Annotated in this window: 25 protein-coding genes; 7 read left to right on the forward strand and 18 right to left on the reverse strand. The window is 36.1% G+C overall.

Annotated elements, in window-relative coordinates; translation table 11 throughout:
- Nucleotides 1-47 precede the first annotated feature (47 nt).
- Nucleotides 48-938 carry a transglutaminase-like domain-containing protein gene (locus V9G42_05420; GenBank protein MEI2758860.1) on the reverse strand — a complete coding sequence of 297 codons (891 nt, stop codon included), beginning with the start codon at nucleotides 936-938 and terminating at the stop codon, nucleotides 48-50.
- A gap of 148 nt (nucleotides 939-1,086) precedes the next feature.
- On the opposite strand from V9G42_05420, the gene V9G42_05425 reads away from it, so the two are divergent.
- Nucleotides 1,087-2,220: a class I SAM-dependent RNA methyltransferase gene (locus V9G42_05425; GenBank protein MEI2758861.1), complete on the forward strand. Its 1,134-nt coding sequence runs from the start codon at nucleotides 1,087-1,089 to the stop codon at nucleotides 2,218-2,220.
- Nucleotides 2,221-2,222: 2 nt separating this feature from the next.
- Here the strand turns inward: V9G42_05425 and V9G42_05430 are convergent, their stop codons facing one another.
- Genes V9G42_05430 through ribD form a run of 3 tightly spaced genes read right to left on the reverse strand, consistent with a single transcriptional unit; the run spans nucleotide 2,223 to nucleotide 4,729 of the window.
- On the reverse strand, nucleotides 2,223-2,840 hold the full coding sequence (locus V9G42_05430) for a YigZ family protein (GenBank protein MEI2758862.1): 618 nt from the start codon (nucleotides 2,838-2,840) through the stop codon (nucleotides 2,223-2,225).
- On the reverse strand, nucleotides 2,841-3,701 hold the full coding sequence (locus V9G42_05435) for a hypothetical protein (protein MEI2758863.1): 861 nt from the start codon (nucleotides 3,699-3,701) through the stop codon (nucleotides 2,841-2,843).
- On the reverse strand, nucleotides 3,698-4,729 hold the full coding sequence (ribD, locus tag V9G42_05440) for a bifunctional diaminohydroxyphosphoribosylaminopyrimidine deaminase/5-amino-6-(5-phosphoribosylamino)uracil reductase RibD (protein MEI2758864.1): 1,032 nt from the start codon (nucleotides 4,727-4,729) through the stop codon (nucleotides 3,698-3,700). Before ribD ends, V9G42_05435 begins: the two co-directional genes overlap by 4 nt.
- Before the next feature lie 29 nt (nucleotides 4,730-4,758).
- On the opposite strand from ribD, the gene prmC reads away from it, so the two are divergent.
- On the forward strand, nucleotides 4,759-5,622 hold the full coding sequence (gene prmC / locus V9G42_05445; GenBank protein MEI2758865.1) for a peptide chain release factor N(5)-glutamine methyltransferase: 864 nt from the start codon (nucleotides 4,759-4,761) through the stop codon (nucleotides 5,620-5,622).
- Between the two features lie 17 nt (nucleotides 5,623-5,639).
- Here the strand turns inward: prmC and uvrA are convergent, their stop codons facing one another.
- The 4 genes from uvrA to V9G42_05465 all read right to left on the reverse strand — a co-directional run bounded on the left by uvrA (nucleotide 5,640) and on the right by V9G42_05465 (nucleotide 12,018).
- A complete protein-coding gene (gene uvrA, locus V9G42_05450; protein ID MEI2758866.1) occupies nucleotides 5,640-8,477 on the reverse strand; it encodes an excinuclease ABC subunit UvrA in 2,838 nt (945 codons plus the stop codon).
- A 124-nt stretch (nucleotides 8,478-8,601) separates the two neighbouring features.
- Entirely contained in the window at nucleotides 8,602-9,120 is a 519-nt protein-coding gene (locus V9G42_05455) for a hypothetical protein (protein ID MEI2758867.1), read from the reverse strand.
- Nucleotides 9,121-9,130: 10 nt separating this feature from the next.
- Nucleotides 9,131-11,200 (reverse strand): helix-hairpin-helix domain-containing protein, encoded by a 2,070-nt coding sequence (locus V9G42_05460; GenBank protein ID MEI2758868.1) that lies wholly within the window; start codon nucleotides 11,198-11,200, stop codon nucleotides 9,131-9,133.
- A gap of 2 nt (nucleotides 11,201-11,202) precedes the next feature.
- Complete coding sequence (locus V9G42_05465; GenBank protein ID MEI2758869.1) at nucleotides 11,203-12,018, reverse strand: hypothetical protein; 816 nt, start codon at nucleotides 12,016-12,018, stop codon at nucleotides 11,203-11,205.
- Between the two features lie 222 nt (nucleotides 12,019-12,240).
- Here V9G42_05465 and V9G42_05470 point away from each other — a divergent pair, with 222 nt between their 5' ends.
- The gene (locus V9G42_05470; protein ID MEI2758870.1) at nucleotides 12,241-13,005 is read left to right on the forward strand and encodes a T9SS type A sorting domain-containing protein; all 765 of its coding nucleotides are present in this window, start codon (nucleotides 12,241-12,243) and stop codon (nucleotides 13,003-13,005) included.
- Here V9G42_05470 and V9G42_05475 read toward each other — a convergent pair.
- From V9G42_05475 to hpt, 5 genes are read right to left on the reverse strand one after another with little or no spacing between them, the layout of a single operon-like run.
- The gene (locus V9G42_05475; GenBank protein ID MEI2758871.1) at nucleotides 13,002-13,733 is read right to left on the reverse strand and encodes a methyltransferase domain-containing protein; all 732 of its coding nucleotides are present in this window, start codon (nucleotides 13,731-13,733) and stop codon (nucleotides 13,002-13,004) included. The genes V9G42_05470 and V9G42_05475 overlap by 4 nt on opposite strands.
- Complete coding sequence (locus V9G42_05480) at nucleotides 13,733-15,400, reverse strand: hypothetical protein (GenBank protein MEI2758872.1); 1,668 nt, start codon at nucleotides 15,398-15,400, stop codon at nucleotides 13,733-13,735. Before V9G42_05480 ends, V9G42_05475 begins: the two co-directional genes overlap by 1 nt.
- A gap of 18 nt (nucleotides 15,401-15,418) precedes the next feature.
- A complete protein-coding gene (gene fsa, locus V9G42_05485) occupies nucleotides 15,419-16,072 on the reverse strand; it encodes a fructose-6-phosphate aldolase (protein MEI2758873.1) in 654 nt (217 codons plus the stop codon).
- Nucleotides 16,073-16,096: 24 nt separating this feature from the next.
- On the reverse strand, nucleotides 16,097-16,666 hold the full coding sequence (locus V9G42_05490) for an adenylate kinase (protein ID MEI2758874.1): 570 nt from the start codon (nucleotides 16,664-16,666) through the stop codon (nucleotides 16,097-16,099).
- Between the two features lie 45 nt (nucleotides 16,667-16,711).
- A complete protein-coding gene (hpt, locus tag V9G42_05495) occupies nucleotides 16,712-17,248 on the reverse strand; it encodes a hypoxanthine phosphoribosyltransferase (GenBank protein MEI2758875.1) in 537 nt (178 codons plus the stop codon).
- A 126-nt stretch (nucleotides 17,249-17,374) separates the two neighbouring features.
- Here hpt and V9G42_05500 point away from each other — a divergent pair, with 126 nt between their 5' ends.
- On the forward strand, nucleotides 17,375-18,505 hold the full coding sequence (locus tag V9G42_05500) for a 5-(carboxyamino)imidazole ribonucleotide synthase (GenBank protein ID MEI2758876.1): 1,131 nt from the start codon (nucleotides 17,375-17,377) through the stop codon (nucleotides 18,503-18,505).
- Here V9G42_05500 and V9G42_05505 read toward each other — a convergent pair.
- Both V9G42_05505 and V9G42_05510 read right to left on the reverse strand, forming a co-directional pair.
- Nucleotides 18,498-19,301, reverse strand: coding sequence for a hypothetical protein (locus V9G42_05505; protein MEI2758877.1), 804 nt, complete (start codon nucleotides 19,299-19,301; stop codon nucleotides 18,498-18,500). The two genes, V9G42_05500 and V9G42_05505, sit on opposite strands and share 8 nt — an antisense overlap.
- 36 nt (nucleotides 19,302-19,337) lie before the next feature.
- Nucleotides 19,338-19,901 carry an RNA polymerase sigma factor gene (locus V9G42_05510; GenBank protein ID MEI2758878.1) on the reverse strand — a complete coding sequence of 188 codons (564 nt, stop codon included), beginning with the start codon at nucleotides 19,899-19,901 and terminating at the stop codon, nucleotides 19,338-19,340.
- Between the two features lie 64 nt (nucleotides 19,902-19,965).
- On the opposite strand from V9G42_05510, the gene V9G42_05515 reads away from it, so the two are divergent.
- Both V9G42_05515 and V9G42_05520 read left to right on the forward strand, forming a co-directional pair.
- Nucleotides 19,966-20,913, forward strand: coding sequence for a phosphoribosylaminoimidazolesuccinocarboxamide synthase (locus V9G42_05515; protein ID MEI2758879.1), 948 nt, complete (start codon nucleotides 19,966-19,968; stop codon nucleotides 20,911-20,913).
- Nucleotides 20,914-21,020: 107 nt separating this feature from the next.
- A complete protein-coding gene (locus V9G42_05520; protein ID MEI2758880.1) occupies nucleotides 21,021-21,620 on the forward strand; it encodes a hypothetical protein in 600 nt (199 codons plus the stop codon).
- 89 nt (nucleotides 21,621-21,709) lie between these two features.
- Here V9G42_05520 and V9G42_05525 read toward each other — a convergent pair whose 3' ends face one another.
- Entirely contained in the window at nucleotides 21,710-22,813 is a 1,104-nt protein-coding gene (locus tag V9G42_05525; protein ID MEI2758881.1) for a mechanosensitive ion channel family protein, read from the reverse strand.
- Nucleotides 22,813-24,039, reverse strand: coding sequence for a Glu/Leu/Phe/Val dehydrogenase dimerization domain-containing protein (locus V9G42_05530; GenBank protein MEI2758882.1), 1,227 nt, complete (start codon nucleotides 24,037-24,039; stop codon nucleotides 22,813-22,815). Before V9G42_05530 ends, V9G42_05525 begins: the two co-directional genes overlap by 1 nt.
- Nucleotides 24,040-24,171: 132 nt before the next feature.
- Between V9G42_05530 and V9G42_05535 the strand changes: the two genes are divergently transcribed.
- Nucleotides 24,172-24,354 (forward strand): hypothetical protein, encoded by a 183-nt coding sequence (locus tag V9G42_05535; GenBank protein MEI2758883.1) that lies wholly within the window; start codon nucleotides 24,172-24,174, stop codon nucleotides 24,352-24,354.
- A gap of 36 nt (nucleotides 24,355-24,390) precedes the next feature.
- Here V9G42_05535 and V9G42_05540 read toward each other — a convergent pair whose 3' ends face one another.
- Complete coding sequence (locus V9G42_05540) at nucleotides 24,391-25,464, reverse strand: anhydro-N-acetylmuramic acid kinase (GenBank protein MEI2758884.1); 1,074 nt, start codon at nucleotides 25,462-25,464, stop codon at nucleotides 24,391-24,393.
- Nucleotides 25,465-25,494: the final 30 nt, after the last annotated feature.

Here is a 25,494-nt window from a genome sequence, read left to right on the forward strand (position 1 = left end):
ACATGGTTTATTTAAATAGACTGCTCCCATCAGACAGGAAGTGGTTTTTATATTTCCAACAATGCAAGTAAAATTTCTATTTCATCGGATTTCTCAGTCAGACCCGATTTGTTAAATGAGAAATTTAAGTTGTGTAAAATACGCCTTATGATATCTGTATTACTGCAGGGTGTTATAAACTTTTTATCAGGCTGAAGTTTCAGTTTTCGCAGATAAAGTTCAATTTCGTCCTTACCGAATACAGAACCTCTGCTGAAAGCATTGATAAAAAATAAAATATTTTCTTCCGGAAAAGCATATTCGGCAAATTTATCTTTATATAATGTTTGATAACATAATACAAAATGTTCAGGTAGATTTACACCATAAACAGGAACATCGAGATCCTGTGCAACGATTGAATAAATAGCACATAATAAAATTGGATTGCCTCTTTTGCTTTCAATAACTGTATTGATAAAAGAGTTTTGAGGTGAATGGAAATTGGCTGTATTGCCATTGAAACCAAATTCAACAAAAAGAACCTGATTCAGAATTCTGACTTGTTCTAAAGGGGTATCGGTAGGTTGAAGATTGTCCCAAACGCGTCTTCTTGCATCACTAAAAAATGTTCTGATAGAATCTTCGTCTAAGTCGGGATATTGATAACGCGCAACAGCTATTAAACCATCAAGTAAATTATTTTTATTGTGTGCTTTCCAGTTTGCTAGTTCTGATTTTACAGATTCAAACTGTATTTTATGTACAATGTTTTCAATTCGAGATTGTAACAAGGCATCGAGTGATTGACTCCACTTTTCTTCTAATAATGGAATGACAGGTTTGCCTATTTCCAAAAAATGACTCAGAAGTGATTCATAGATCGTTTCATCTTCATCATCAAGAAGACTAATCATGGCAAGCAACTCTTGATCGTTTGGTTTTTGATTTTCTGTCATCAGTGCAAAGTTAAGTCAGATCGAAGATAATATTACAACGCTGGAATGAAAATTTTAATATTGTAAACAGCATATTTTAGTATCATTTGTTAAACTTTTTCAATGATGATTATACTAAAACATACCTTTGTGGCAAATTAATTTTTCGATGAAGGGTCAGGAAACATTTTTTATCAGTTGTGCGCCACATGTTGTCCCATGGATAAAACAGGAATTGGATGACTTAGGGTACAAACCTTTTGATGAAAATTATACAGGTGTGTTTATTAAAGCAGCCTTCGAACGGTGCATGGAGCTAAACTTTCAACTCACTACAGCCAGCAGAGTACTTTGGTTAGTTGATAAATTTACTGCAACAGACCAGAAACAACTATATAATAAACTTAGCCGCATCCGGTGGTCTGATTTTTTTTCAGAAAAAAAGTACATTACCATTACCTCACAAACAAATCATCCATCTATTAACAACAGCATGTTTTTGAATCAGCTTTGTAAAGATGCTGTGGTTGATTTTTTTCAAAGTCATTATAATATACGACCCGATTCAGGCCCATTGCGTAGTGAAGTGGTAATTCATCTTCATTGGCAAGAGAATAAAGCATGGGTATATCTCGACACTTCCGGTGAACAGTTAAACAAGCATGGCTACCGTCAGAATCCTTTTAAGGCACCGGTACAGGAAAATCTGGCCGCAGCAATTATCAAAGCAACAGGATGGGATAAGAAAAGTACATTTATTAACCCTATGTGTGGTAGCGGCACCTTTGCAATTGAAGCAGCCTTGATGGCAGGAAATAGATTGCCTTTATTGGCAAGATCGAATTTTGGATACATGCACTTGTTCGATTTTAATAAGAAAAAATTTGAGTCACTTCGCAGTGAACTTATATTGAAAAGTAATTTTGACAACATGCCAGAAATCATAGCATCTGATAATAATGGTTATGCAATAAAGGCAACACGAGAAAATGCAGAACGTGCCGGTGTTGACGCTTTTATTGAAATGACAAAATGTGATTTTACTGAAACCAAAATTCCTGAAGGTAAAGGTGTTATTGTAATTAATCCGCCTTATGGCGAAAGGCTAGGGGAGAATATGGATCTTGCGGCATTGTATCAGTCAATTGGAGATTTTTTTAAACAGAAATGTAAGGGAAAAACAGGTTTTATCTTTACAGGTGATTTAACTCTGGCAAAGAAAGTAGGCCTACGAACTTCAGCGCGCATACCCTTCTACAATGGAACAATTGAGTGTCGCTTGCTGAAATATGATTTGTATTAAAATCAGGAGATAGCTTTTATCTTAACTTTAGCTTTCAGCAGATAATTTCCGGTTATTGCTTTTAAAAAATGGTCTGAAAAAGTTTTTTTTACTTTTACCAGTAACGTTAAAGTGTCTGCAGTAGATGTTTGATTGAATGTTGCTTTATGTTGTTTGACTATTTTCAGTACCTCTGCCATATCTTCAAAAGCCATTTGAAGCTCGAACTCTTCTTCAATTTCTTTTTCAATAATAGTGTTTTGTTCAATTGCTGCTTCTGCCGCACTTCTGTATGCTTGTATCAGGCCGGGAACACCAAGTAATGTACCGCCAAAATAACGCACCACAATAATCAGAATATTTGTTAAATCATTGGATTGAATAACTCCGTAAATAGGGCGACCTGCAGTGTTGGAAGGCTCTCTGTCGTCATTCCAGCGAAAAATGTTTTTATATGCGCCTAAACGATAAGCATAACAATGATGATTGGCTTTAGGATGTTCTTTTTTTGCTTGTTCTAGAATAGATTTACATTCATTTTCCTTCTCAACATAATAAGCAAAAGCCAAAAATCTGCTGCCTTTATCTCTGAAAATACCTTCGGAGTGACCAACAATAGTTTTATAACTTGTTTCAAACATTTAGTGCGACAAAATAATGATTGCTACTACTGCCAGTATAACACCAAACCAGCTTTGTTTATTTTTGTTTTCATGAAATAAAATAATGGAGAGTAAAAAGTTTAACAACACAACACCGGAGTTGATTAAAATAAATGCTTTACCACTGTCCGCATGAAACTCCTGAAGTGCTGCAATCATATAATAAAGAGAAATAAAATTAAAGATACCTAAAATAATTCCTGCAATGATATTGCTAAATTTGTTGCCTGCTGAAGATTTGTTTTTGCTGAATAAAAGAATGCAGCTTCCAATTACTGCTGCAGAGAAAAATACTAATGAGAAGTAGCTGCTTCTACCTTCATTGTCGGTAAAAACATTTTGTGTATATTTGATTGAAGCATCAACCAAGCCTGCACCTGCAAATACCAATAAAGGTAATGTCCATCCTGACACTGAAGATTTATTGTTGCTCCCTCTTGCTGACAGATAAACTGCAGCTAATGCCATTAACAGCCCTGTTGTTTTCTGTATAGAAAAAGTTTCATCATATAAGTAAACAGCCAGTAGTGTTGGAATTACTAATGACATTTTACTGGCTATGGTTGTTGATGCAACGCCATTTTTTTGTGAAGATAAAGCAGTGAGATAAAATACGCCAATAAATAAACTCCCACTCAGAAAAAAATATGGAAAATAACTTGCTGCAAATCCGGAAATTGAACTGAAGGTTTGTTTGGAATACACTGTATAACAAATACCTGCCGTAAAATAATTAAATGTTAGTCCATGAATGTTGCTGATTTTAAAGCGATCGAATAGTTTAAGTATGACAAAGAGTGATGAGGTAAACAGAACTGCCATGAAAACGGTAACTGTCATACGTTGTAAAATAGTTTTAAAGTATCGTCTTCAATAGTTGTGATTTTTGAATGTGAAATCGAAATTTCAGGTGCTTTAATTCCACGAATTAATGATTTGGCAGCACTAAACACTCTGGCTTCGTCCCATAAATTGCTTTGAATAAAATATTGTAGCGTTTGTGCTCCACCTTCAATTATTACGGATTGAATTTTAAATTGATATAATACTTTCAGAATTTGAGTTGCCGGATTTTCCTGAAAGTTGAGTTTTACATAATCAATGTTGTTTTCTATGGTTTCTTTTTTCTGATTTATTAAAATTGTTTTAACAGAACCATCAAGCAAATGATGTGATGTGGGAACATCTAAGTTTTTGTCAATGACAATTCTTATTGGATTCTTGCCTTTCCAAAGTCTGGCATTCAGTTGCGGATTATCAACGATAGCAGTTTTTGTCCCAACCAATATAGCTTGTTCTTCTGTCCGCCATTTATGAGATAGTGTTTTGCTAAATGTATTACTAATAGCGTATTGTTGTTGGGCATTTTCAGGTGCTATAAAGCCATCTGCACTTTGTGCCCATTTTAAAATGATATAAGGCCTATGTTTTTCGTGAAAGGTAAAGAAACGCCTGTTTAATGTACGACATGCATCATTTAACAATGGCGCAACAACTTCAACATTATTTTGTTGAAGAAAACTTATGCCTTTACCATTTACATCTGCATAGGTATCTATTGTGCCAACAACAACTTTCTTAATTCCTTCCTGAACAATTCGCTCACAACAAGGTGGTGTTTTGCCATAATGCGAACAGGGCTCTAATGAAACATAAAGTGTTGACAGTGGAATAAGATTTTTGTTTTCTACACTGTTTATAGCATTAATTTCTGCATGTGCTTCTCCTGCCTGTTGATGATAACCCTCGCCAATAATTTTATTTTCGAAAACAAGAACACAGCCCACCATTGGGTTGGGCGTAGTTTGCCCAAAAGCGTTGTTGGCTATTTCAAGACAACGATTCATTATTGTTTCGTGAAAGGTCATAATCATTTGTTGTTGCAAAATTATAATAAATGATACGTTTATTTAGTTTTGCAACAGTGTCACTAAAAGAAATCAGTAATGTTTTTCAGGCAGAGGTCGAACTAGTCTATGATAAAGGCGAAAGTTTGGCTATAACCAGATTGGTTATGGAACATGTTTTTGGTTTAGACTACAAAACACGCAAAAGTGAAAAAGTTAATGAGTCACAGAAAACCTTACTTCGTCAATGTCTGGAGCGGCTGCGTAATAACGAACCAATACAGTATATATTAGGCCAGGCATGGTTCTGTAATCACATTTATAAGGTTAACTCAAGTGTACTTATTCCACGTCCGGAAACAGAGGAGTTAGTTTTGCTTATCAAGCATCAGCTGAAATCAGCTTGTGTCGGTTCAATTATTGAAGTAGGTACAGGTTCCGGGTGTATAGCTATTGAGTTGTCATTATTATTTCCAAAAGCGCTGGTGAAAGCAACAGATATTTCGGCAGCGGCATTAAATGTTGCAAGGGAGAATGCTTCAGCGTTGGGGGCATCGGTTGTATTCATTAATGAATCGGTATTTGATTCGGGTACTGAGACATTGCAATCGAAAGTTGATTTAATTGTTTCTAATCCACCTTACATTACTCAGCAGGAAGCTGCTCAAATGCTTCCCCATGTTTTGAAGTGGGAGCCGCATACGGCTTTATTTGTAAATGAAAATCCACTTGAATTTTATATTGAAATAGCTTCACTGGCAAAGAAAATATTGAATAAGAATGGCTATATTTTTTTGGAGCTGAATCCAGCTTATGCCAGTCAGACAGCAAAGTGTTTTAAAGAAAAAGGTTTTACGAAAGTTGAAATTCTAAAAGATATTTCAGGTAAGGAGCGTTTTTTAAAAGTGCAGTGATTAGGTTAAAAGAAAAATCAGATTTCTGCACCAACTTTAAGATGCCATTCCATTTCTTTTTTCAGAAAAGTTCCTGTAATGCTGTTAGTATTTTTACTGATTTGAAGAGGTGTGCCTTCTGCAACAATATTTCCACCTTTCATGCCGCCTTCCGGACCAAGATCAATAATGTTATCGGCAGCTTTAATAATATCCATATTATGTTCTATTACCACAACCGTATTGCCTTTGTCAACTAACTGTTGCAAAACCAGAAGTAAAATTCTTACATCTTCAAAATGCAGGCCTGTTGTTGGTTCATCAAGAATATAAAAAGTGTTGCCTGTATCTTTTTTTGAAAGTTCCGATGCTAATTTCACCCTTTGTGCCTCACCACCGGACAGGGTAGTAGATGATTGTCCTAATGTTATGTAGCCCAATCCAACGTCCTGCAAGGTTTTGATTTTATGTAAAATGGCAGGAATGTTACTGAAAAAATCAACTGCTTCATGAATACTCAGGTTAAGTACATCACTGATAGATTTACCACGATAACGAACTTCAAGTATTTCGCGTTTGTAGCGTTTGCCATTACAAGTCTCGCAATGAACATGCACATCGGGCAAAAAGTTCATGTGAATAATTTTCAAGCCGGCTCCCAAACAAGTATCACATCGGCCACCACTAACATTGAAAGAAAAAACGCCCGGAGCATAGCCTCTGATTTTTGCTTCGGGTAATTGTGCAAATAAATTTCTTATATCAGTGAATACTCCTGTATAGGTAGCAGGATTGCTGCGTGGTGTCCTGCCAATTGGCGATTGGTCAATTTCTATAACTTTATCAATATAATTCAAACCATTTATCTTTTCATAAGGCAATGGTTTTTGTGTACTGTTATAAAAATGTTTGTTCAATGCAGGATAAATAGTTTCATTGACCAATGTTGATTTGCCACTTCCCGAAACACCTGTCACACAAATTAATGTTCCTAATGGAAAATGAGCAGTCACATTTTTAAGATTGTTTCCTTTAGCACCTGTGATAGTTAATTTTTTTCCGTTTCCTTTTCTGCTTTTTGAAGAAGGCATTTTAATGCCACCGCTCATATAATTCGCTGTAAGCGATTGCTGAAATTTTAATTCTTCGGGTTTGCCTACTGCGACAATTTCACCACCGTTAATACCCGCACCGGGACCAAGGTCAACCACATAATCTGCTGCTTCAATGGTTTCTCTGTCATGCTCAACAACAATGACTGTATTGCCTATGTCGCGAAGTTCTTTCAATGCTTTTATCAATCGTTCATTATCACGTTGATGCAGTCCTATAGAGGGCTCATCAAGAATATATAGCACACCCACCAACTGAGAACCAATTTGTGTTGCCAAACGAATACGTTGCGATTCTCCACCTGATAAACTTCTTGTGCTACGGTTTAAGGTAATGTAATCAAGTCCGACATCAAGCAGAAAACCTAAACGTTTAACAATTTCTTTAAGAACTTCTGTGGCAATGATATTTTGTTTTTCATTTAGTGAAGCAGGTAGTTGCTGAAACCATTGCTGCAATTCACCAAGGTCCATCAATGAAAGTTCGGCAATATTTTTATTGTTGAGTTTAAATGCAAGCGACTCTTTTTTAAGTCGTGCTCCTTCACATTCGGGGCATGTAATGGTTTGCATAAAATTCAACGCCCACTTTTTGATGGAATACGTTGCATTCTCTTCCATCTGATTGACGATAAAGTTTACAATGCCTTCAAACGTTATTCCATGACTGCTTCCCGGAGTTGCATTGAGAGAAACATCATCTGTACCGTATAAAATTATGTTCAGTGCTTCATGCGGAATTTCATGAATTGGTGTGTTCAGGTTGAAGCCAAACCTCCTGCCAATATATTCCAGTTCTCCGAATATCCAATTGTTTTTGTATTCACCCAAAGGTAAAATTCCTCCTTTGCGAATGGAAATTTTATTGTCGGGGATGATGGAGGACAAATCGGCTTCAGGTATTGTGCCAAGCCCATTACATCGCGGGCAGGCACCATAAGGAGAGTTAAAAGAAAATGTGTTTGGTGCAGGTTCATCGTATGAGATTCCTGATGTAGGACACATCAGATTACGACTGAAAAAACGAACTCTTTTTTGATCGTCAGCAATAATCATCAATGTGTTCTTGCCAAAACGCATGGCCGTTTTCACGGTGTCATAGATTCTTTTTGTTGCTGTTTCGTTAACTTCAATTTTATCCACTACAATTTCTATGTCATGAGTTTTGTAGCGGTCGGTTTGCATGCCTTTTTTTATTTCAGTTATCACACCATCAATTCGCACGCGAATAAAACCTGATACTCTGATTTGTTCAAACAGCTCGCGGTAATGACCTTTACGGGCTTTAACAACAGGAGCAAGCACAATAATATTTTTCTTATCAAAATCCCGAAGAATAATTTCTACAATCTGATCATCGCTAAGCCTTACCATTTTTTCACCTGTCATGTAGGAGAAGGCCTCACCGGCACGGGCAAAAAGCAAACGCATGAAATCATAAATTTCAGTAACTGTTCCTACTGTTGAGCGTGGATTTTGATTGGTGGTTTTTTGTTCAATGCTGATAACAGGAGAGAGGCCGTTTATTTTATCTACATCGGGTCGCTCCAGGCTGCCAAGGAATTGGCGTGCATAGGCACTGAAACTTTCCATATAGCGCCTTTGTCCTTCGGCATAAATGGTGTCGAATGCCAATGACGACTTACCACTGCCACTGAGTCCTGTAAAGACAATCAGCTTTTCACGTGGTAATACGAGGTCTATATTTTTGAGATTATGTTCCCGTGCTCCGTAAATTTCAATGCTCTCGTGCTCTGTTTGCATATAGTAATAACCTGCAAAGTTAACCTATTGCATGCTTTTATTTGGACTTGTTAATAAAAATGAAGGCGATGTTTTTTCTTGGTGCTAAATCGTCAGTATAAATTCATTGTCAGCAAATGCAACATTAAAAAAACTTGTTGAGTGATGAGCCTTGCTTAAAAAAATAAAATAACAGCAATGGCAGTCCTATATTCAGATTTATCAGATAAAGCAACTCGCTGTTATGTGTCAGCTTCCAGAACCTGGCAATGTATTGTGTCGGAAACCATTCTTCAACATGAAACACCGGGACATACCCTTCCTGCTGTGTAAAGCCAACCCGTTCTACATGACCAGACATAACAAAGTCGTATGAAAACATGAGTGCACTTTTTGATTTCTTAAATGGTGAACTGCCAACGATAAGAGCAACATCTTTTCGTAATTCAGGATACATTTTTTTTAAACTGTCAGGAATAATCAATTCCCCTCTTTTAATGATAATATCGGCACATTGTGGTTCGCAGAATTGCTGGGTAGCTAAAATTGTATTAGGCTCGCTGTCTTCGCGATAAGCTTTAGGTTTTTTTAATGGCAGCAACCAGTAGCCGGTAAATACTACCCATATTAAAACCAATAATTTCAAACCCCAAATCCTCATCATTGCAAAAATACTAAAACTGATACCTTACCTGTAACTTTATTTCACTTCTTTTATTATTATTTATTTCATCAAGCCCTGATCCAAATGTTTTTTGATTGGTATAAACAGTCTGTGCAAATCGGAACCATATATCCACACCTTTGGTTACTTTATAGCGAAGTGTTAAATAATAACGGAACCCGCGATTATAGAATGATGGAATAGAGTAAGAATAAAGAATGTCATTTTCAAAGGCATAAATTCTTGAATCATAGCTGTCGGTATCAAATAGTCCGTAACGTACAGAACCTGAAATAGGGGAGCTGAGTGGCTTAAATAAAATATCCTGATATATCATGAAGCCATTTTCATTGGTTTTTTCTTCATAATTAATCCTGACCCATTCAATACGATTTCTAATAGCAACAGATTTGGAAATTTTGTAGGTAAGGTTAAAGCGATAATTGTTCTGTTTTTTAAATACAAGATAATCTGCAATGGCTTCAGCACTGCTGTTTTCTTCTTTTTGTGTTTGTCTGTTTCGGAAATAAATTTCAAATTGCCTTGATGGATTCCATGATATTTGCCATAAATATTCATAACCTTTTGAAGGTGCATCGGCACCAAAACGCAGCCATGGAAATGTAAAACGATCTAAATATCCGTTAAAACTCCAATAACGATTTGGTTTGATTACAATACCTGCATACGTTCCTTTTTCATTTCTTGTTGTACTTGACTCACCAAATCCACTTGCATATAGATAATTAAAATCTCGAGGATAATTTCTGTTCACTACAGAAACACTAACAGTGGTCCCTAAGCTGATGATAGCACCATTGACATAAGCAATTGCACCATTATCACTTCTTGAAAATTCTCCAAAAAAATTGATGTTTCGAAACAGCCAGCTATAATCAATGCCCACTTTGGTAAATTGTTTTCCACCGAAGTCAAAACGGTTGTAAAGCTGAAGCGAACGTTGCAAGGGTCTGTCATAGCCTGCATGAACTGTGGTTATTCCTGCCGAAAAGTTGCGTGATGTGTATCCTGCATTAACACCATACAATTGTTCACGTATGGTATTTTTGTTTTCAAGTTCGCTTGTAGTACGATGATAACCCGACTCAATGAAGGAAGTAAAAATATCTTGTTGCTCAAATGTTGTATCTATGATAGAACTCAGGTTGGCATCTAATTTTCTGTTGCTGTAAAAAGCATCGGCATTCCAGTTTTGTTTCCCAACAGATACGGCAACTCCTCTTTTAAAACTGGATTCGTTTAGAGATGTATAAGGCCTAATACCTGTAGAAAATTTACGAACAGCAGCAACATCAGGCGATTTTCCGAACGACAGACCTGTACATAATGTCAATCCTTGGCCATAAAATAAATCATAGTCACCAATAACAGCACGCTTAATAATTCCGAAATCACGAATAGCTAAATGTGCAGAGTAAAAGTCAAAACCATTTTTTTGCGAGCCTTTAAAAAATTCTTCCCCCTGATCTTTTTCTGCTGTTAAGTTAAAACTAAATCTTTGCTTGTAGCGATACTGATATTGTGTATATAGTTTCCATGGGCTTCCGGGATAGGCAGGATGAACCTTGTCTGATGCAGTGCTGTCGCGAAATCCTTTTTGTTTTTCGAGATAACGTTGACCACGAACAATAAGCCTGCTGTTGCCATCAGTAAATATTTTTTTAAAAGTTGTTTTAATGTCCTCTGTGTTTCCAACCGTCACATAAGGTAAAATTTCTTCAATGTCTTCTAATGAAAGAAAGTCTATCGACTGAAGTTCGTATAAAGAAATAAATTTTCCTGAAATTTCACGGTGTTCAATGATAGCATCTGCCTGCACCTCGCTAAACAATCCTGTCTGTAACAAATCTTCACGAGTTGCTTTATTCAGATTTATTGGGTTGGCAGCTAATTGCTGAAGTTGCTCTGTCAGCTCAGTCAGGTCAGCAGACTCATCTGCTGTATTTGCAATATTCTCAACTTTCTCTTCAATCTTGCTGTCGTCTTGTGGCGGAACTACCTGAGCAACTGTAATGTTGAAGAATAATAGTGAAATAAAAAGCAGTTGAATTGTTTTCATGATTAAAAAGCATAACGCAAAGCCAATCCCGGACTGTAGCCTAATGGTTCAAAATAACCAGAGGTAAAGTCAGCATAAAATTGTGAAAACTTTAAACCGAAACCAAAGGTGAGCTGAACAGGTTCTGTGCTTACACCTCCACGAACATAAAGTGCTTTAACCGGATGATATTCGAGAGCAATTTTATAAGTTTCTTTTCTGTCAATAGATTTAAAAATTTCTACTGCTGCCAGAACTTTTTCAGAAAAAGAATAACTAATACCTGCCTTGATAATTACAGGAATTCGTTCATCATCATAATCGGTAAGTTTTACATGTAGCGGATTAAAAATGTGGATGCCTGCTTTTAGTTTGTTAAACTCAGCCAGCACACCACCCTCAATTGTAAATGACGATTTGTTTCCATAGCCTTCATCAATGTGTGTGTTCAGATAATCTGCCTGAATTCCGGCACTGAATACAGGACTAAGTCTTTTAGCATAAGCCAACCCAATTTTATTCTGATTAAAAAGTTTGTATCCATAACGGTTGACACTCAGCGCAAATACGCCTTTGTTTTCTGACAGAGGCAAGGCAAAAGCAGCAGAAAGTGTGTTGAGTTCTTTCATTCCAAAACGATTCTGAATAGCTAAACCAGTTTCAGGTTTTTCGAGCAGGGACAGGCAAGCCTGATTGTTGAACGCAGCAAAAACATCACTGATGGTAACAGCAGCATCGCTCATGGATGATGCCTTTGCACCTCCGGATGTAAGGTAGGATTGGGCAGGAGTGGTGTAGTAAAAAAATGTCAGTATTAGGAATGATAAAATTGACCTCATAAGCTTGAATTGACGAACTCAAACATAAGGCAAATAATGTAATTGTGCAACAAATTGTTTTTTATTCTGAAGAATCAATTTAATGATTCATTTTAAATATTTTAGATTTATAGTATGGAATAATATTTGTTTCTGAGGTTTAAATTGTACTTTTGAAAATAGAATTTGTAAACTATGAAAAAGGTTGTTTTGAACTTGATTTGTGCAATGCTTTTTTGCAACTTGAAGTCATTTTCACAGAATTGTGAACTGATATGTAATGGTGATTTTGAAAGCCCTTCGGTTATTTCGTCTCCTCATCTTGTAAGTAATTCTGCAATGAGTTGTTGGCAAACAACAGCGACAGATAGCATTTTGGAATTATGGTATTCAGGTTTTCAAGGTGTTGTGTCTTACAGCGGTAATCAGTTTTTGGAAATCAATGCTAATGAAATGGCTAGTGTTTATCAGGAGGTGTATTTTTCAGCAGGAGATTTTTTAACCATTAGTTTTGCACACAGAGCAAGAGTTGGTGTTGATACTATGAGCGTTTCTTTAGGAACTCAAAATAATCTTCCTGTAGTTTTAGGATATTTTGCCGATAGTACTTCCTCATGGGGGTATTATGTAATCAACTACACAGTGCCAGCATCAGGTTATTATAGGGTTAGTTTTAACTCGGTTTATTCAGGAGGAAATTTGGCAAGTTTGGGGAATTTTATTGATGATGTATCAGTTTGTGCCTCGGCTGTTGGGTTTAAAGAAGTTAATCAAGCCGGATTGTTATTTGTAAAACAAAATCATATAAAAGGAAGTGTAACTATCCATGTTAAAGCTAATCAAAATGGTTTTTTAATGCTTTATGATGCTTTGGGAAAGCAAGTGTATTCAATTCCCATAGACGAATCTAATATGATAATAGAGACAAATCCTTTACACTATGGAGTTTACATTGCTCAATTTGTTTCAAACAAGAATGTAATAACCAAGAAGTTTCTGGTTGATTAAACAGGTTTTTCTGCAACAATAATTACTGAGCCTGCAATTTCTTTTAACAGAGGTGTTTTCTCTACAATTTTTCCAATAGTATCAACAGTAGAAATCAGGAAGCCGGGCACAACAGGATGTAAAAAGTCATACGGAAAAATATTTATTTGGTTAAATCCTATGTGTGCAAGCAGTTTACTAAATTCCCAACGGTTGATAGCAGTTTCATCTGGAGAATCGCCAAGCCATTTTTTAATAAATGGAATATTCTTTTGAACAAAAATCTGAGGATTAATCATGTTAGGTTCAGCAAAAACCATACGCCCCCCTGGTTTTAAAACTCTGAGAATTTCATTAAGCGAGCGTTCGAATTCTAAATGATGTAAAACGGAACTTCCAAAAACAACATCAAATGTATTAGCATCAAATTGAAGTTTCATGGCATCTGCCAAAACAAACTCCACTTCGGGATATTTCTCTTTTGCAACGTTTAGTAATTCGGGCGAAAGGTCAGTTGCAATGACTTTTGCTCCTGTCCGTTGATAAAACTTACCAGAGAAAAGTCCTGTTCCACAACCAATTTCTAATACAGTGCTGCTTTTATCTGCATGTGCATATTTAGCTATTAAATCTGCGCGTTTGTCAGCTCTTACTTTTCCGGCTGGGCTGTCCCAATTCCATATTGCTTCTGCGCCACCTTCCAGAAGCTTTTTGCCATGCTCTAATTCGTTTGAAATTCTATCGCTCATCAATATTTTATTTCATAAAGGTAAGAAGGCTCACTTGTTCCAACTTGCTTCACTAATTTTAATTTATCAGGATATTTCTGACCTACAGGCCCCATCATTCTATGTAATGTGTTGATGACATAGCCATCATTCTTTTTCGGATTACGCCTTAAACTTGCAATCAACACATGTGTTACTTTATTCTCTTTTAACAATGCAAGTACAGAATCAGGGTCAGTGCTTGGTACAGTATAAATAGGGTAAAAAGATTTGCCGTTTGAATAAATAAATGACATTGGTGCTTTTCGTGAAACTACATAGGCCGTTTCGGGAAGACTGTCACCACAATAACGACTTAGTTTTAAAAAGTTTGTCCAATCTTCAGTATAACCGTAATATATATCACCACCCATATTCTTTTTTAAAATAGGTAAATTGGCTAAAGACTTATCAATTGTTTTTATCAGGCTGCTCATTATTATAATGATACTGACAATAAGAAAAACAAAGCTGCGCAGTGCAGGAGTGTTTTGAAAAGTATAGTAAAGTCCATAAAAAGTAATCATCAGTATAAATGGAACATAAACTAAGACCATACGCGGTTGATCCCATGAAGTTTGTAGAACAAAAAAAGTTAACCCTGCCATCAACATTACATACAAAAAGGTAAATTGCATGATTCTGTTTTTATTCTTGAAGATAAAATACAAACCAATTCCAACAAAAACAAATGTAATCAATACTAGACCTGCATTAGTTTTTGTATTGTCCGATGAAACAAATCCTAAAATCTGATAAAGTCTTTTGCCAATATAAATACTTGTATTCGAAAAAAGTCTGTCAACAAATCCCCCAAAATCATCTACTCCTTTTGATGCATTGTAAGGGTCTTTCTGAATTAGAATCTGATACTGATTACTGAACTGATTTTGTGAACCCCAGATAAAAGATTTTATTGTTTCGAATATTCCACGCACTACTACAAAAGAACCAAATGCATAAGCTAATTTTTTAAAATCGCGATTAAGAATAAAATATAGGGCTACTGCAGCAATTGCACCTACAGTGATATTTTTTGTTAAGGACAACAAGGTGAGAATTATCCCAAATATTAAATATTTAGCTAAAGGAATATTATCTTCTTTAGAGGCAATTAGAATGGGTCGTAGTGCGATAAATAACAAAGCTTGTAAAAAACAAAAGAATGCTTCTGAATAGGTTTGGCTTGCAAAGTATAAAAAGTAGCTGTTTATTCCGGTGAAAATTAATACAGCAAATAAGACAGAGTAAGGTATTAGTTTGCGAAATGCATAATATATTGCAGTTAAATTCAACAGACTAAATAAAATAGAAAGTGATTTAAGAATTGGCAGATTAATACCAAACAGACTAACCGGTAAGCTTAAAAATATCGGATAGAGTGGTGCTTTGGTACTGTAGTAACTTTTGAAGTCTTTGGTAAGTTTAAATGCACCTTCTATATAGTCAGAATCGTCATTGCCTTCACTCATCTTAATATCAAAGAGTAAAACTGAAAAAACCAATGATATAAGCAGTATTGAAAAAAATATTAAAGTCTCATTTTTTACAAAAAAATTCTCAGGTTTTATTAAGGTTGTTTCACCTGATGGTTTATTAAAAGTTTTGTTGTTGTTTTTTTTAGCAACAACTTCTTTGTTTTTTTTCATTTCATTGCATTGAAAATTTTACACAAACTTCTTAGCATCGGCCAGAAATTTTTCAAGCCCGATGTCTGTCAAAGGATGTTTTAATAAATCGGTAATGGCTGTCAACGGACAAGTAGCTACATCAGCACCCAACTTAGCACAGTTTATAATGTGCATGGCATGGCGGATGCTGGCCGCAAGAATTTGTGTGTGAAAACCATAGTTGTCATAAATCTGCCGGATTTCACTAATTAGTTGCAAGCCATCGGTACTCACATCATCCAGGCGGCCAATAAATGGCGAAACATAGGTGGCGCCTGCTTTGGCAGCAAGCAATGCCTGTCCTGCAGAAAAAACTAAAGTACAATTGGTCTTTATTCCTTTTGAAGTAAAATAGTGAATGGCTTTTATCCCATCTTTTATCATAGGCACTTTAACAACTATCTGCTCATGCAATTTGGCTAATTCTTCACCTTCTGCAACAATGCCGTCATAATTAGTGGCAATAACTTCAGCGCTGATGTCGCCTTTTACTATGTTACAGATGTCAACGTAATGTTTCATTACAGCTGCTTTTCCTTTTATTCCTTCTTTAGCCATCAATGATGGATTTGTTGTTACACCATCGAGTACGCCTAAATCATTTGCTTCTTTTATCTGTGCCAGATTGGCTGTGTCTATAAAAAATTTCATCTTTTTATTTGTTTGATATTCGAGTTATTTATCTATTGCTTTACACAAAAGATTAAAAATTTCATCAATACTTCCAATGCCATTAATACCGTAATATTTATTCTGCTTACGATAATAGTCTGCAACCGGAGCTGTTTTATTGTTGTATTCGTTAATACGCTTTTTAATAATTTCAGGATTTTGGTCATCCGGACGACCGGAATCTTTTCCACGTAACAATAAGCGCTTCGATAATTCAGTTTCTGTTACTTCTAATGCAAGCATCATTGAAATTGAAGTGTCTTTTTGCTCTAATAAATTATCGAGTGCCGATGCTTGCGCAGAAGTTCGTGGAAAACCATCGAAAATAAACCCTTTGGCTATCGGGTTGGCGTCAAGTTTTGATTCTATCATACCTATAACAACTTCATCAGGCACTAATATACCTTGGTCCATTAGCTTTTTAGCTTCAAGGCCTAATTTGGTTTGTGCTGCAATTTCATTTCGAAGCAAATCACCGGTTGATAAATGTATGAGGCCATATTGCTGAATAAGTTTTTCTGCCTGTGTTCCTTTGCCTGCACCCGGAGGACCAAATAATACAATGTTGAGCATGTTAATAATTTAAAGAGGTTTTGGTAATAAATTTCTCATTGTGTTTTATTCTTTTAGAACATATATGTCCTGAAGATTTCGTCCATAGCCATCATAGTCTAAGCCATAACCTACAACAAATGCAGGTGGAATTTCAAACCCTGCATAGTCAACTGCAACTTGCTTCTTTAATGCCTGTGGTTTAAAAAGTAGTGTTGCCAGTTTAACCGATGCAGGTTGATGTTTGGATATTTCCTGCATCAGATAGGAAACTGTCTCACCGGTATCAACAATATCTTCAACAATGATAACGTGTCTGTTGTTTATATTTCCCGAAAGACCAACTACATTTTTCATTTGCCCGGTAGATTCTGTTCCGCTGTAGGATGAAACACGGATAAAAGAAATTTCGCAGGGCGTCTCAATGTTGCGGAATAAATCTGCCATAAAAAGGAAAGCACCATTAAGCACACCAATAAACACCGGGTTTTTGTCTTTATATTCAGCATTCAAATCGCGTGCAATTTCCAGAATTCTGGTTTCTATCTGCTTTCGCGGAATCATGATTGTGAATGTTTTATCTAGTATGGTAACTTCGCTCATTGCCATTTTTTTGAGTGCCGCTAAAGTAAAAATAAATTCCCTATGGCAGATGGAGTTTCTATTCTTAACTTAATTTGTTTTCATTGCTATAGGTTCTTTATTTTTGTTAAATAAATAGCGTTAATTATGAATACGTTCAATCCCAATATTGTTATCGGTGTTTTAGGTGGTGGGCAACTTGGCAGAATGTTGTTGCAAAAAGCTGCCGATTACAATCTTTCTATTCATGTGCTTGACCCTGACGAGTCTGCACCTTGCCGCTATATGTGCAAAACATTTGAACATGGCGACTTTGGCGATTATCAGGCTGTCATGGCTTTTGGTAATGATTGTGATATTATTACCATTGAAATAGAACATGTAAACATTGAAGCTTTGTACGAACTGGAAAAACTGGGAAAAAAAGTATATCCTCAACCTCAAATCCTTGAAATGGTTCAGGATAAAGGCCTTCAGAAAGAGTTTTATCAGAAAAATAATTTACCTACAGCGCCATTTTATTTAGTAGAAAAACCTGAACAGATAAAGCATGAGTTTCCATTTGTTCAAAAACTTCGCAAGGGTGGTTATGATGGAAAAGGTGTGCTGGTTGTTAATGATGCAGCGGACATGAGTCGGATATTCGAGGCACCAAGTGTAATAGAAGATAAAGTAGCTATTGCCGCAGAAATAGCAGTAATTACAGCAAGAAATAATTCAGGAGAAATAAAATCATATCCTGTTGTAGAAATGCAGTTTAATACAGAAGCTAATTTAGTTGAATTACTTTTTTCTCCTGCAAAAACTTCAGCAAGTCTGCAGCAGAAGGCAATTTCAATAGCAGAAAATTTAATCAGTAAGCTGAATATGGTTGGGCTACTTGCTGTAGAGATGTTTGTTACAAAAGAAGGGCAAGTGCTGATTAATGAAATTGCACCACGACCACACAACAGCGGACATCATACCATTGAAGCCAATCATACTTCGCAATTCGAGCAACTTCTTAGGGCTATTCTCAATTTACCACTTGGAAACACAGCAACTGTTTTGCCTGCTGCAATGGTTAACCTTTTAGGAGATAAAGATTCTAATGGTAAGGCAATTTATTCCGGTGTGCAGGAGGTATTAAACATTGGTGATGTTCACATACATTTATATGGTAAGAAAATCACCAAGCCGTATCGTAAAATGGGGCATGTAACTGTAACGGCAGCTACTGTTGACGAGGCAATTTTAAAAGCCCAAAAAGTTCGTTCGCAGTTAAAAGTAATCAGTTAAAATAAAGTGTTCGGAAGCCAAGGTCGTTGCCTGTAATTTTTTTGTACTCTTTCAACAACTGCTTATGAATTGCAGAGTCTGCTTCTTGTCCTTCAATCAACAACATCTCGTTGCTGAGTTTGATTGCAGAAAGATTGTTTTTTATGAGGCCATTTTCTTTTAATGTCGAAAACATGTAATCAACAAATTTCTTGTTTGCTGCATTCTCTTTATTAATACCCATTGAGCTTTTTGCTGCCATGGCTTCGGCTACTTCATTTTGATATTTTGACCATTCAGACTTCTCTACCTCTTTACCATTAAGAACAATTCGTTCAACATCATCACTTATCGAGATTTTAAATGCTCCGGTTTCATTATTAATATTCACTGTTTGTGTTTCAACAATGTAATTATCATTTGCGCCTACAGCATGTGTCACTTTATTTTTTATCGGAGTAGGATTGGTGATTTCAGTTTTTGTTGAAGATGTTACTGCTTCAATGTTTTCGTCTTTTGACTGAGGTTGTTCAACGGTAGCAGCAGGTTGTGTTTCTGTTGCCTGCACGGCAGGTTGTTCTGTTTGCACTGTATTTTCCTGAGAGGGCTCTGCGTTTTGCTGACCTTGATTTTGAATTAAAAAATAAACTCCTCCTCCTACAACGGCAAGTGTTGCAACAGCAATAACAGGCTTTAGCCATTTCATGTAAATCGAAGTGGTTTCTTTCCCTTCAACTTCTTTGTTAAATTGTTCTATGCTTTCATCCAGCGAGACTACTGGTTCTGCATTTCTTGCTGCATCGAACAATTTATTCATTTTGTTATTTTCCATGGTAAAAAAAGTAATTTACAATTATACAATTTCTTCTTCTAATATTTTTTTAAGTGACTCACGTGCCCGGGCAATCCTGCTTTTCACAGCAGAAAGACTATCTCCCTGAATTTGTTGAATTTCTGATAATGATAGCCCGGAGATTTCAAACAACACTATGGCTTCTTTCTGTTTTAACGGCAATTGATCTAAGGCATTATACAATTCATTTAGCTGAACTTTACTGTCGGCACCGGTATGATCATCACTCACTTGCTCTGCTTGTTCCGGGTCAAAGGCTGTATAGATTTGCTTTTTTTTATCCTGAAGCTTATAAACCAACCTGCTTGAAACGGTAAACAAATAGCTCAATAATGCATCTTTATGGCGAATGGTTTCAAACTTTTCATAAGCTACCAACATTGTCTCTGCAACAATATCTTTTACATCCTCCCGGTTATATACCATAGACTGCACAAAGCGAACCAACTTATCATGTAATAGTTGATAGGCATCTGTGAAGGCTTTCTGCTTTCCCGAAATTTTCTCCTGACCGCTCATCCATTTAGTGTAATGTAAGTGCGTTTTTTCTTCAAAAAGTTGCACACTTGATAAAATAATTTTAATGGTCTAAAAATAAGAATAATTTTACGGCCACAAAATGTGCTGTATGCAGGCTTTATCATCAACAAACTTTAAATTTCAGGGACAAACGGCTTTTTATAAAGGCAAGGTCAGAGATGTCTATTCTATTGATAACAAATGGCTTGTAATGGTTGTTACAGATCGTGTTTCGGCATTTGATGTGGTTTTACCACGTGCTATTCCTTTTAAAGGGGCAGTTTTAAATCAGATAGCTGCTCATTTTATGCGGGCAACAGCCGATTTAGTACCCAATTGGATTGTTGATATCCCTGATGTTCAGGTATCTATAGGTATTCCTTGCAAACCTTTGAAAGTAGAGATGGTTATCAGAGGATATCTTTCAGGTCATGCCTGGCGTGAATACAAACAGGGAAAGAGAATTTTATGTGGTGTTAAATTACCCGATGGATTGAATGAAAGTGATGCCTTGCCTGAGCCAATAATAACTCCTACCACAAAAGCTGCTCATGGTCATGATCAGGACATCAGCAGAGAAGAAATAATTAAACAAGGTATTGTAGATGCTACGGTTTATGAGCAGGCAGAACTCTATACCAGAAAATTGTTTCAAAGAGGCTCGGAGATGGCTGCACAGCGTGGGTTGATTTTAGTAGATACAAAATATGAATTTGGAGTTCATCAGGACAAGGTTTATCTGATTGATGAAATCCATACACCCGATTCGTCACGATATTTTTATGCAGATGGTTATGCAGAAAGACAAAAACTCGGGCAACCTCAAAAACAATTGTCAAAAGAATTTTTGAGGCAATGGCTTATTGAAAATAATTTTCAGGGATTAGCAGGACAGACAGTTCCTGAAATGTCTGACGAAATTGTTCAGATGGTATCGGAGCGTTATATTGAGTTGTATGAAAATATTACAGGGGTGAAATTTATGAAGCCTTCACTGGAACAAATAGAAGATAGGATTTTTAATAACATCAATAAGGCATTGCATAAATTGGATTAGATTAGTTTTCTCTGAAGAAACAAGCGTTACTCTAAAAGTAATTACTAATAGTGAAAACATGGTTTAAAAAAAGTATTACTTTTACTATTGATTAAAAAAATGTATTTATGAAAAAGCAAATTGCATCATTATTATTTATTGCAGCTTTTACTGGAACTGCATCAGCACAAAAAATTAAAATCCTGGATGGCAGCTTGGCCGACCTGAAAGGACAGACTAAGTTGAATGTTGTTTATGACTATAGCAATATGGGTGTAGGCTCTTTTGCAAAAGAAGAAGAATATGTTGCTAAAAAAACCAAAGAGTATAATGCCAAAGAACCCGGACGTGGTGACAGCTGGGCAAAAAGTTGGGTGGCAGATCGTAAAAACAGATTTGAACCAAGTTTTGTGGAGTTGTTCAATAAAAAGTCACCAATGCTAATTGGCGATTTTACCGATGCCAAATATACCATGAAAGTAAGCACCACATTTACCGAGCCTGGTTTTAACGTTTATGTGACCAGAAAAAATGCATCTATCAATTTGGAGATTACGATTTATGAAACGGCCAATCCTGAAAAACCAATTTGTAAAATGCAGGGATTAAGATTTCCTGGTCGCACTTTTGGTGGCTATGATTATGATACAGGAACACGTGTTTCAGAAGCTTATGCCAAAGCCGGAAAGGATTTAGCTGCTTTTATGGGTAAAAACATGAAAAAATAAAAAGAGAAATTAGTCTTTTTAAGAGCGAGGCTGGTCAACATGACCAGCCTCGCTCTTTTTTTATTTAATTTATAATTACATTAAAGAAACTATTTCACTTCCTTCTCAATATAAACCGAAGTGCTTGGAAATGCAAAATCACTTTTATTATCAGCTACTATTTTCATTACCGCAAAATTGACTTCCTGCCTTGTGTTTTCAAAGTCGCTAAGCTCTTGTGTTTTTACAAAATAAATGACTTCAATCTCTAAAGCACTTGCCGCTAGGTTGGTAAAGTAAACATTTGGATTCTCATTAACTAAAGGATGTTCATTGAGCATATTCAATATTTGCTGAATGATATTCTGAATCTGATCAGCTGTTGTAGAATATACTAAGCCAATAACAAATCTATGCCGGTAAAATGTTCTTTCGGTTTGGTTTTCTAATTCTGCATCCATCATTTTTTTATTCGGAACAATTACTAAAGTTTTTTCGATGGTGCGAACTTTAGTTGAACGGAAACCGACTTCTTCAATATGGCCACGAAGACTGTCAGTCTTTACCAAATCACCTACCACAAAAGGTTTGTCCATAAAAATCAAGAATGACCCTAATAGATTTTCTAAGGTATCTTTTGATGCTAAAGCTATAGCTAATCCTCCAATACCTAAACCGGCAATAATACTTGCAACATTGAGCTTAAAAACAGCTCCCAAAATAAAAAGGATACTGATGATTACCGTTATTGCTTTAATTGAGGATGCAAAAAAAGGAACAAATAAATCATCCATTTTGGATGTGGTTTTATTCGCCCTTTCACGCATCACCAAACCAATATAGTCAATGATACGAATGATAGTCCAGGTAATAAAAAAAACAGTTACAACCTGAAAAAGTAATTTTATTGTCATTCTCAGACCAAACTCACTCTCTGAGGCAAGTTTCCATTCATCAGGAAAATGCACATAGCGACAGGCAATGTAAATGAATATCAGAAACAGCGTAGCAGAAAAAGGTTTTTGTGTCAGCTCTACAAATTTTTTTACACCAATAGTTTTAAAATATTTTTTCAAAACATTGAAAAGTAAAAAAGTCAGAATTCTGGAAATGAGATTCTTGAAAATAAGCCCTGCCAGAATAAGTCCTGCAAACCACAGATAATCCTCAACGGTGTTTCCTAATATCCTTTGTTGCAGAACATCTATCACCATTATAATAGTTTTTTAAGAGCTATTTCAAATGCAGCAGAAGCAATACCTTTTTTATCTTTATGTGTTGCAATTACGTCCTGTAATGCATTTTTAATGGTGTTTGCAGCATCATCAAAAATCAAACGGTCATCAATAACGGCATTCGCATTATGCAAATAAGCAAACACTCTTGCCATTCCACAATTAGCAATAAAATCCGGAATTACACTAATGTGCTTGTCGCAGTACATTCCAATGGGACCGAAGAAAATCTCTTTATCGGCAAAAGGTACGTTGGCACCACATGAAATGACTTCAAGTTTTTTGCTGATGAGCGATTGCATTTGTTCTTGCGTTACCAATCGCGAAGCGGCACCCGGAATAAAAATTTCTGCATCAAGATTCCATACTTTCTCAGCCATTTGTTGTGGCGATAGCATATTTTCTGCATGTAGTTTGTTCCCCTGACGATTGTTGAATAAAGTCTTTATCTCTTCAAAAGAATATCCTTTTTCGTTAATTAACCCGCCATCTCTGTCAATGATTCCTACAATTTTTACACCCATTTGTGCAAGATAAAATCCGGCAGCAGCAGCCACATTGCCCCATCCCTGAATGACGGCTCTTTTCTCAGAAATTTTTCCACCCCACAACTCATAGTAATATTTTACTGCATAAGCTACGCCATAGCCGGTAATCATATCAGCTACCCTGTATTTACTATTTAAATTAGGTGATAGTGAGGCATCTTTCAATTCGAGTGATACACCTTGCTGTAAATTACTGATGCGTTTTTTAATATTTTCTTCACCATCGTTAAAGTGACCAACAGCTGTGCCTTCCTGTGGATGTAATATTCCTAATTTATTGCAGATGGGTATGACATCATGAATTTCATCTATGTTCAAATCACCACCTGTTCCGTAATATGTTTTTAGCAATGGCTTTATAGCTTTAAACCATCGCTCCAGAACCTGATTTTTTCTTGGGTCAGCAGGGTCAAAATTAATTCCTGACTTAGCACCGCCAATTGGCGGGCCAGACACTGTAAACTTCACTTCCATGGTTTTGGCAAGCGATTCAACTTCTCTCTTATCACATCCTTTACGCATGCGTGTACCGCCACCGGCAGAGCCATTGCGAAGGCTGTTGATTACAAGCCACCCTTCAGCGCCTGTTTCAGCATCACTCCATTCAAATACTATTTCAGGGCGCTTTTCTTCAAATTTCTTTAGTAGATCCAGCATTATGTTTAAAAAATTTGCACGAAAATATTAAATTTTTCTGCTTAAAACCTTTGAAAAAACATCTGTTTCTGAAACCTCAACAACAGTTTTGCAGTAAAATAGTTTATTATTCTAATTATTATTTTCAATGACATGAGAAATCAAAGATTTGAGCAAAAAAAGTCCATTAAAGATCATTGGGAAACGGATGACCATCATGCAAAAAAGCATAAAATGACCAACCATCGTGAAGAAAAAAATTGGAAGAACAAAATCCTGAAAGAAGAGGATGACGATTTGGATGAAAACTTTTTCCAATTTGACGATGAGGAATAACCACAACAATTAATCTTCTTAATTAACATTTGTGACTTAGGCCATTAAATAAACGGCACCACCCACAGAATCGGATTTTGCTCCTGTGACAGAGGCAAGGGTGTTTTTATTGTTGTTTATTCTCAAAAAACCTAAAAGTGCAAATATCAATGCTTCTTTAAAATCAATTATTTTTTCGTCCGGAACAATAATTTGTACCGATGAACTTTCTTGAATTTTTTGCAATAGAAATTTATTTTTTGTTCCGCCACCGGTCACAAGTAAAGTAGCATTCAACTTATTGTCCGAAATGTTTAATGAATCAGCAATTTGTTTTGCAATATGATGTGTAATGGTGTTCATTTTATCATTTAATGCAGCATTAGATGAATCTAAAACAGGTTGAAAATATTCATGAAACCATTCAGCACCCAAAGAACGCGGATAGGGTTTACTGTAAAATTCTAATGCATTAAGTTTATCCAAGAGTGCTGTATTCAATTTTCCTGAAGCAGCAATTTTTCCATCAGAATCAAATTTGTGCCCGCAAGCAGTTGCTATATAATTTAAAGCCATATTAACTGGACAGATATCGAAAGCAATCCGCCTGTTGTTTTTCCTAAAGGAAATGTTTGCAATTCCGCCAAGGTTAAGACAAAAATCGTAAGCCCCAAAAAACAATTCATCACCTAAAGGTACCAATGGTGCACCCTGTCCTCCTAAGGCAACATCTAAACTTCTGAAATCACAAACGGTAGTTATTCCCGAAGTAGCAGCAATATCGGCACCGTGACCAATTTGTGTAGTAAAACCATTAGCAGGCTGATGAAAAACAGTGTGGCCATGCGAGGCAATCAAGTCGCATGTAAGCTGATGTTTTTTTAAAAAATTTAAAGCGCATTGCCCCAGTAAAACTCCAAATTTGTGATGTAACTCAAAAAGTTTTTCGCCCGAAAGTGTTTTGGCATTGGCTAATGCATCTCTTTGTTTTTGGTCATATTCAATGGTTTCTGCAGCAACAATTTTATACTTCAAGCCATCAATTGCATCTGTAATATTAACCAATGCAAGGTCTAATCCGTCTAAGGAAGTTCCCGACATTAAACCCAACACATTTTTACCTTCTGCCATGACGGCAAATGTAAGATTATGGCAAATTAG

The organism is Bacteroidia bacterium, from assembly GCA_037045145.1.
Classification (GTDB): Bacteria; Bacteroidota; Bacteroidia; order AKYH767-A; family OLB10; genus OLB10.

Coding starts and splice junctions, on each gene's coding strand:
- V9G42_05420 (MEI2758860.1), bottom strand. CDS start 938: ATGACAGAAAATCAAAAACCAAACGATCAAGAGTTGCTTGCCATGATT.
- V9G42_05425 (MEI2758861.1), top strand. CDS start 1,087: ATGAAGGGTCAGGAAACATTTTTTATCAGTTGTGCGCCACATGTTGTC.
- V9G42_05430 (MEI2758862.1), bottom strand. CDS start 2,840: ATGTTTGAAACAAGTTATAAAACTATTGTTGGTCACTCCGAAGGTATT.
- V9G42_05435 (MEI2758863.1), bottom strand. CDS start 3,701: ATGACAGTTACCGTTTTCATGGCAGTTCTGTTTACCTCATCACTCTTT.
- ribD (MEI2758864.1), bottom strand. CDS start 4,729: ATGACCTTTCACGAAACAATAATGAATCGTTGTCTTGAAATAGCCAAC.
- prmC (MEI2758865.1), top strand. CDS start 4,759: ATGATACGTTTATTTAGTTTTGCAACAGTGTCACTAAAAGAAATCAGT.
- uvrA (MEI2758866.1), bottom strand. CDS start 8,477: ATGCAAACAGAGCACGAGAGCATTGAAATTTACGGAGCACGGGAACAT.
- V9G42_05455 (MEI2758867.1), bottom strand. CDS start 9,120: ATGATGAGGATTTGGGGTTTGAAATTATTGGTTTTAATATGGGTAGTA.
- V9G42_05460 (MEI2758868.1), bottom strand. CDS start 11,200: ATGAAAACAATTCAACTGCTTTTTATTTCACTATTATTCTTCAACATT.
- V9G42_05465 (MEI2758869.1), bottom strand. CDS start 12,018: ATGAGGTCAATTTTATCATTCCTAATACTGACATTTTTTTACTACACC.
- V9G42_05475 (MEI2758871.1), bottom strand. CDS start 13,733: ATGAGCGATAGAATTTCAAACGAATTAGAGCATGGCAAAAAGCTTCTG.
- V9G42_05480 (MEI2758872.1), bottom strand. CDS start 15,400: ATGAAAAAAAACAAAGAAGTTGTTGCTAAAAAAAACAACAACAAAACT.
- fsa (MEI2758873.1), bottom strand. CDS start 16,072: ATGAAATTTTTTATAGACACAGCCAATCTGGCACAGATAAAAGAAGCA.
- V9G42_05490 (MEI2758874.1), bottom strand. CDS start 16,666: ATGCTCAACATTGTATTATTTGGTCCTCCGGGTGCAGGCAAAGGAACA.
- hpt (MEI2758875.1), bottom strand. CDS start 17,248: ATGAGCGAAGTTACCATACTAGATAAAACATTCACAATCATGATTCCG.
- V9G42_05500 (MEI2758876.1), top strand. CDS start 17,375: ATGAATACGTTCAATCCCAATATTGTTATCGGTGTTTTAGGTGGTGGG.
- V9G42_05505 (MEI2758877.1), bottom strand. CDS start 19,301: ATGAATAAATTGTTCGATGCAGCAAGAAATGCAGAACCAGTAGTCTCG.
- V9G42_05515 (MEI2758879.1), top strand. CDS start 19,966: ATGCAGGCTTTATCATCAACAAACTTTAAATTTCAGGGACAAACGGCT.
- V9G42_05520 (MEI2758880.1), top strand. CDS start 21,021: ATGAAAAAGCAAATTGCATCATTATTATTTATTGCAGCTTTTACTGGA.
- V9G42_05525 (MEI2758881.1), bottom strand. CDS start 22,813: ATGGTGATAGATGTTCTGCAACAAAGGATATTAGGAAACACCGTTGAG.
- V9G42_05530 (MEI2758882.1), bottom strand. CDS start 24,039: ATGCTGGATCTACTAAAGAAATTTGAAGAAAAGCGCCCTGAAATAGTA.
- V9G42_05535 (MEI2758883.1), top strand. CDS start 24,172: ATGAGAAATCAAAGATTTGAGCAAAAAAAGTCCATTAAAGATCATTGG.
- V9G42_05540 (MEI2758884.1), bottom strand. CDS start 25,464: ATGGCAGAAGGTAAAAATGTGTTGGGTTTAATGTCGGGAACTTCCTTA.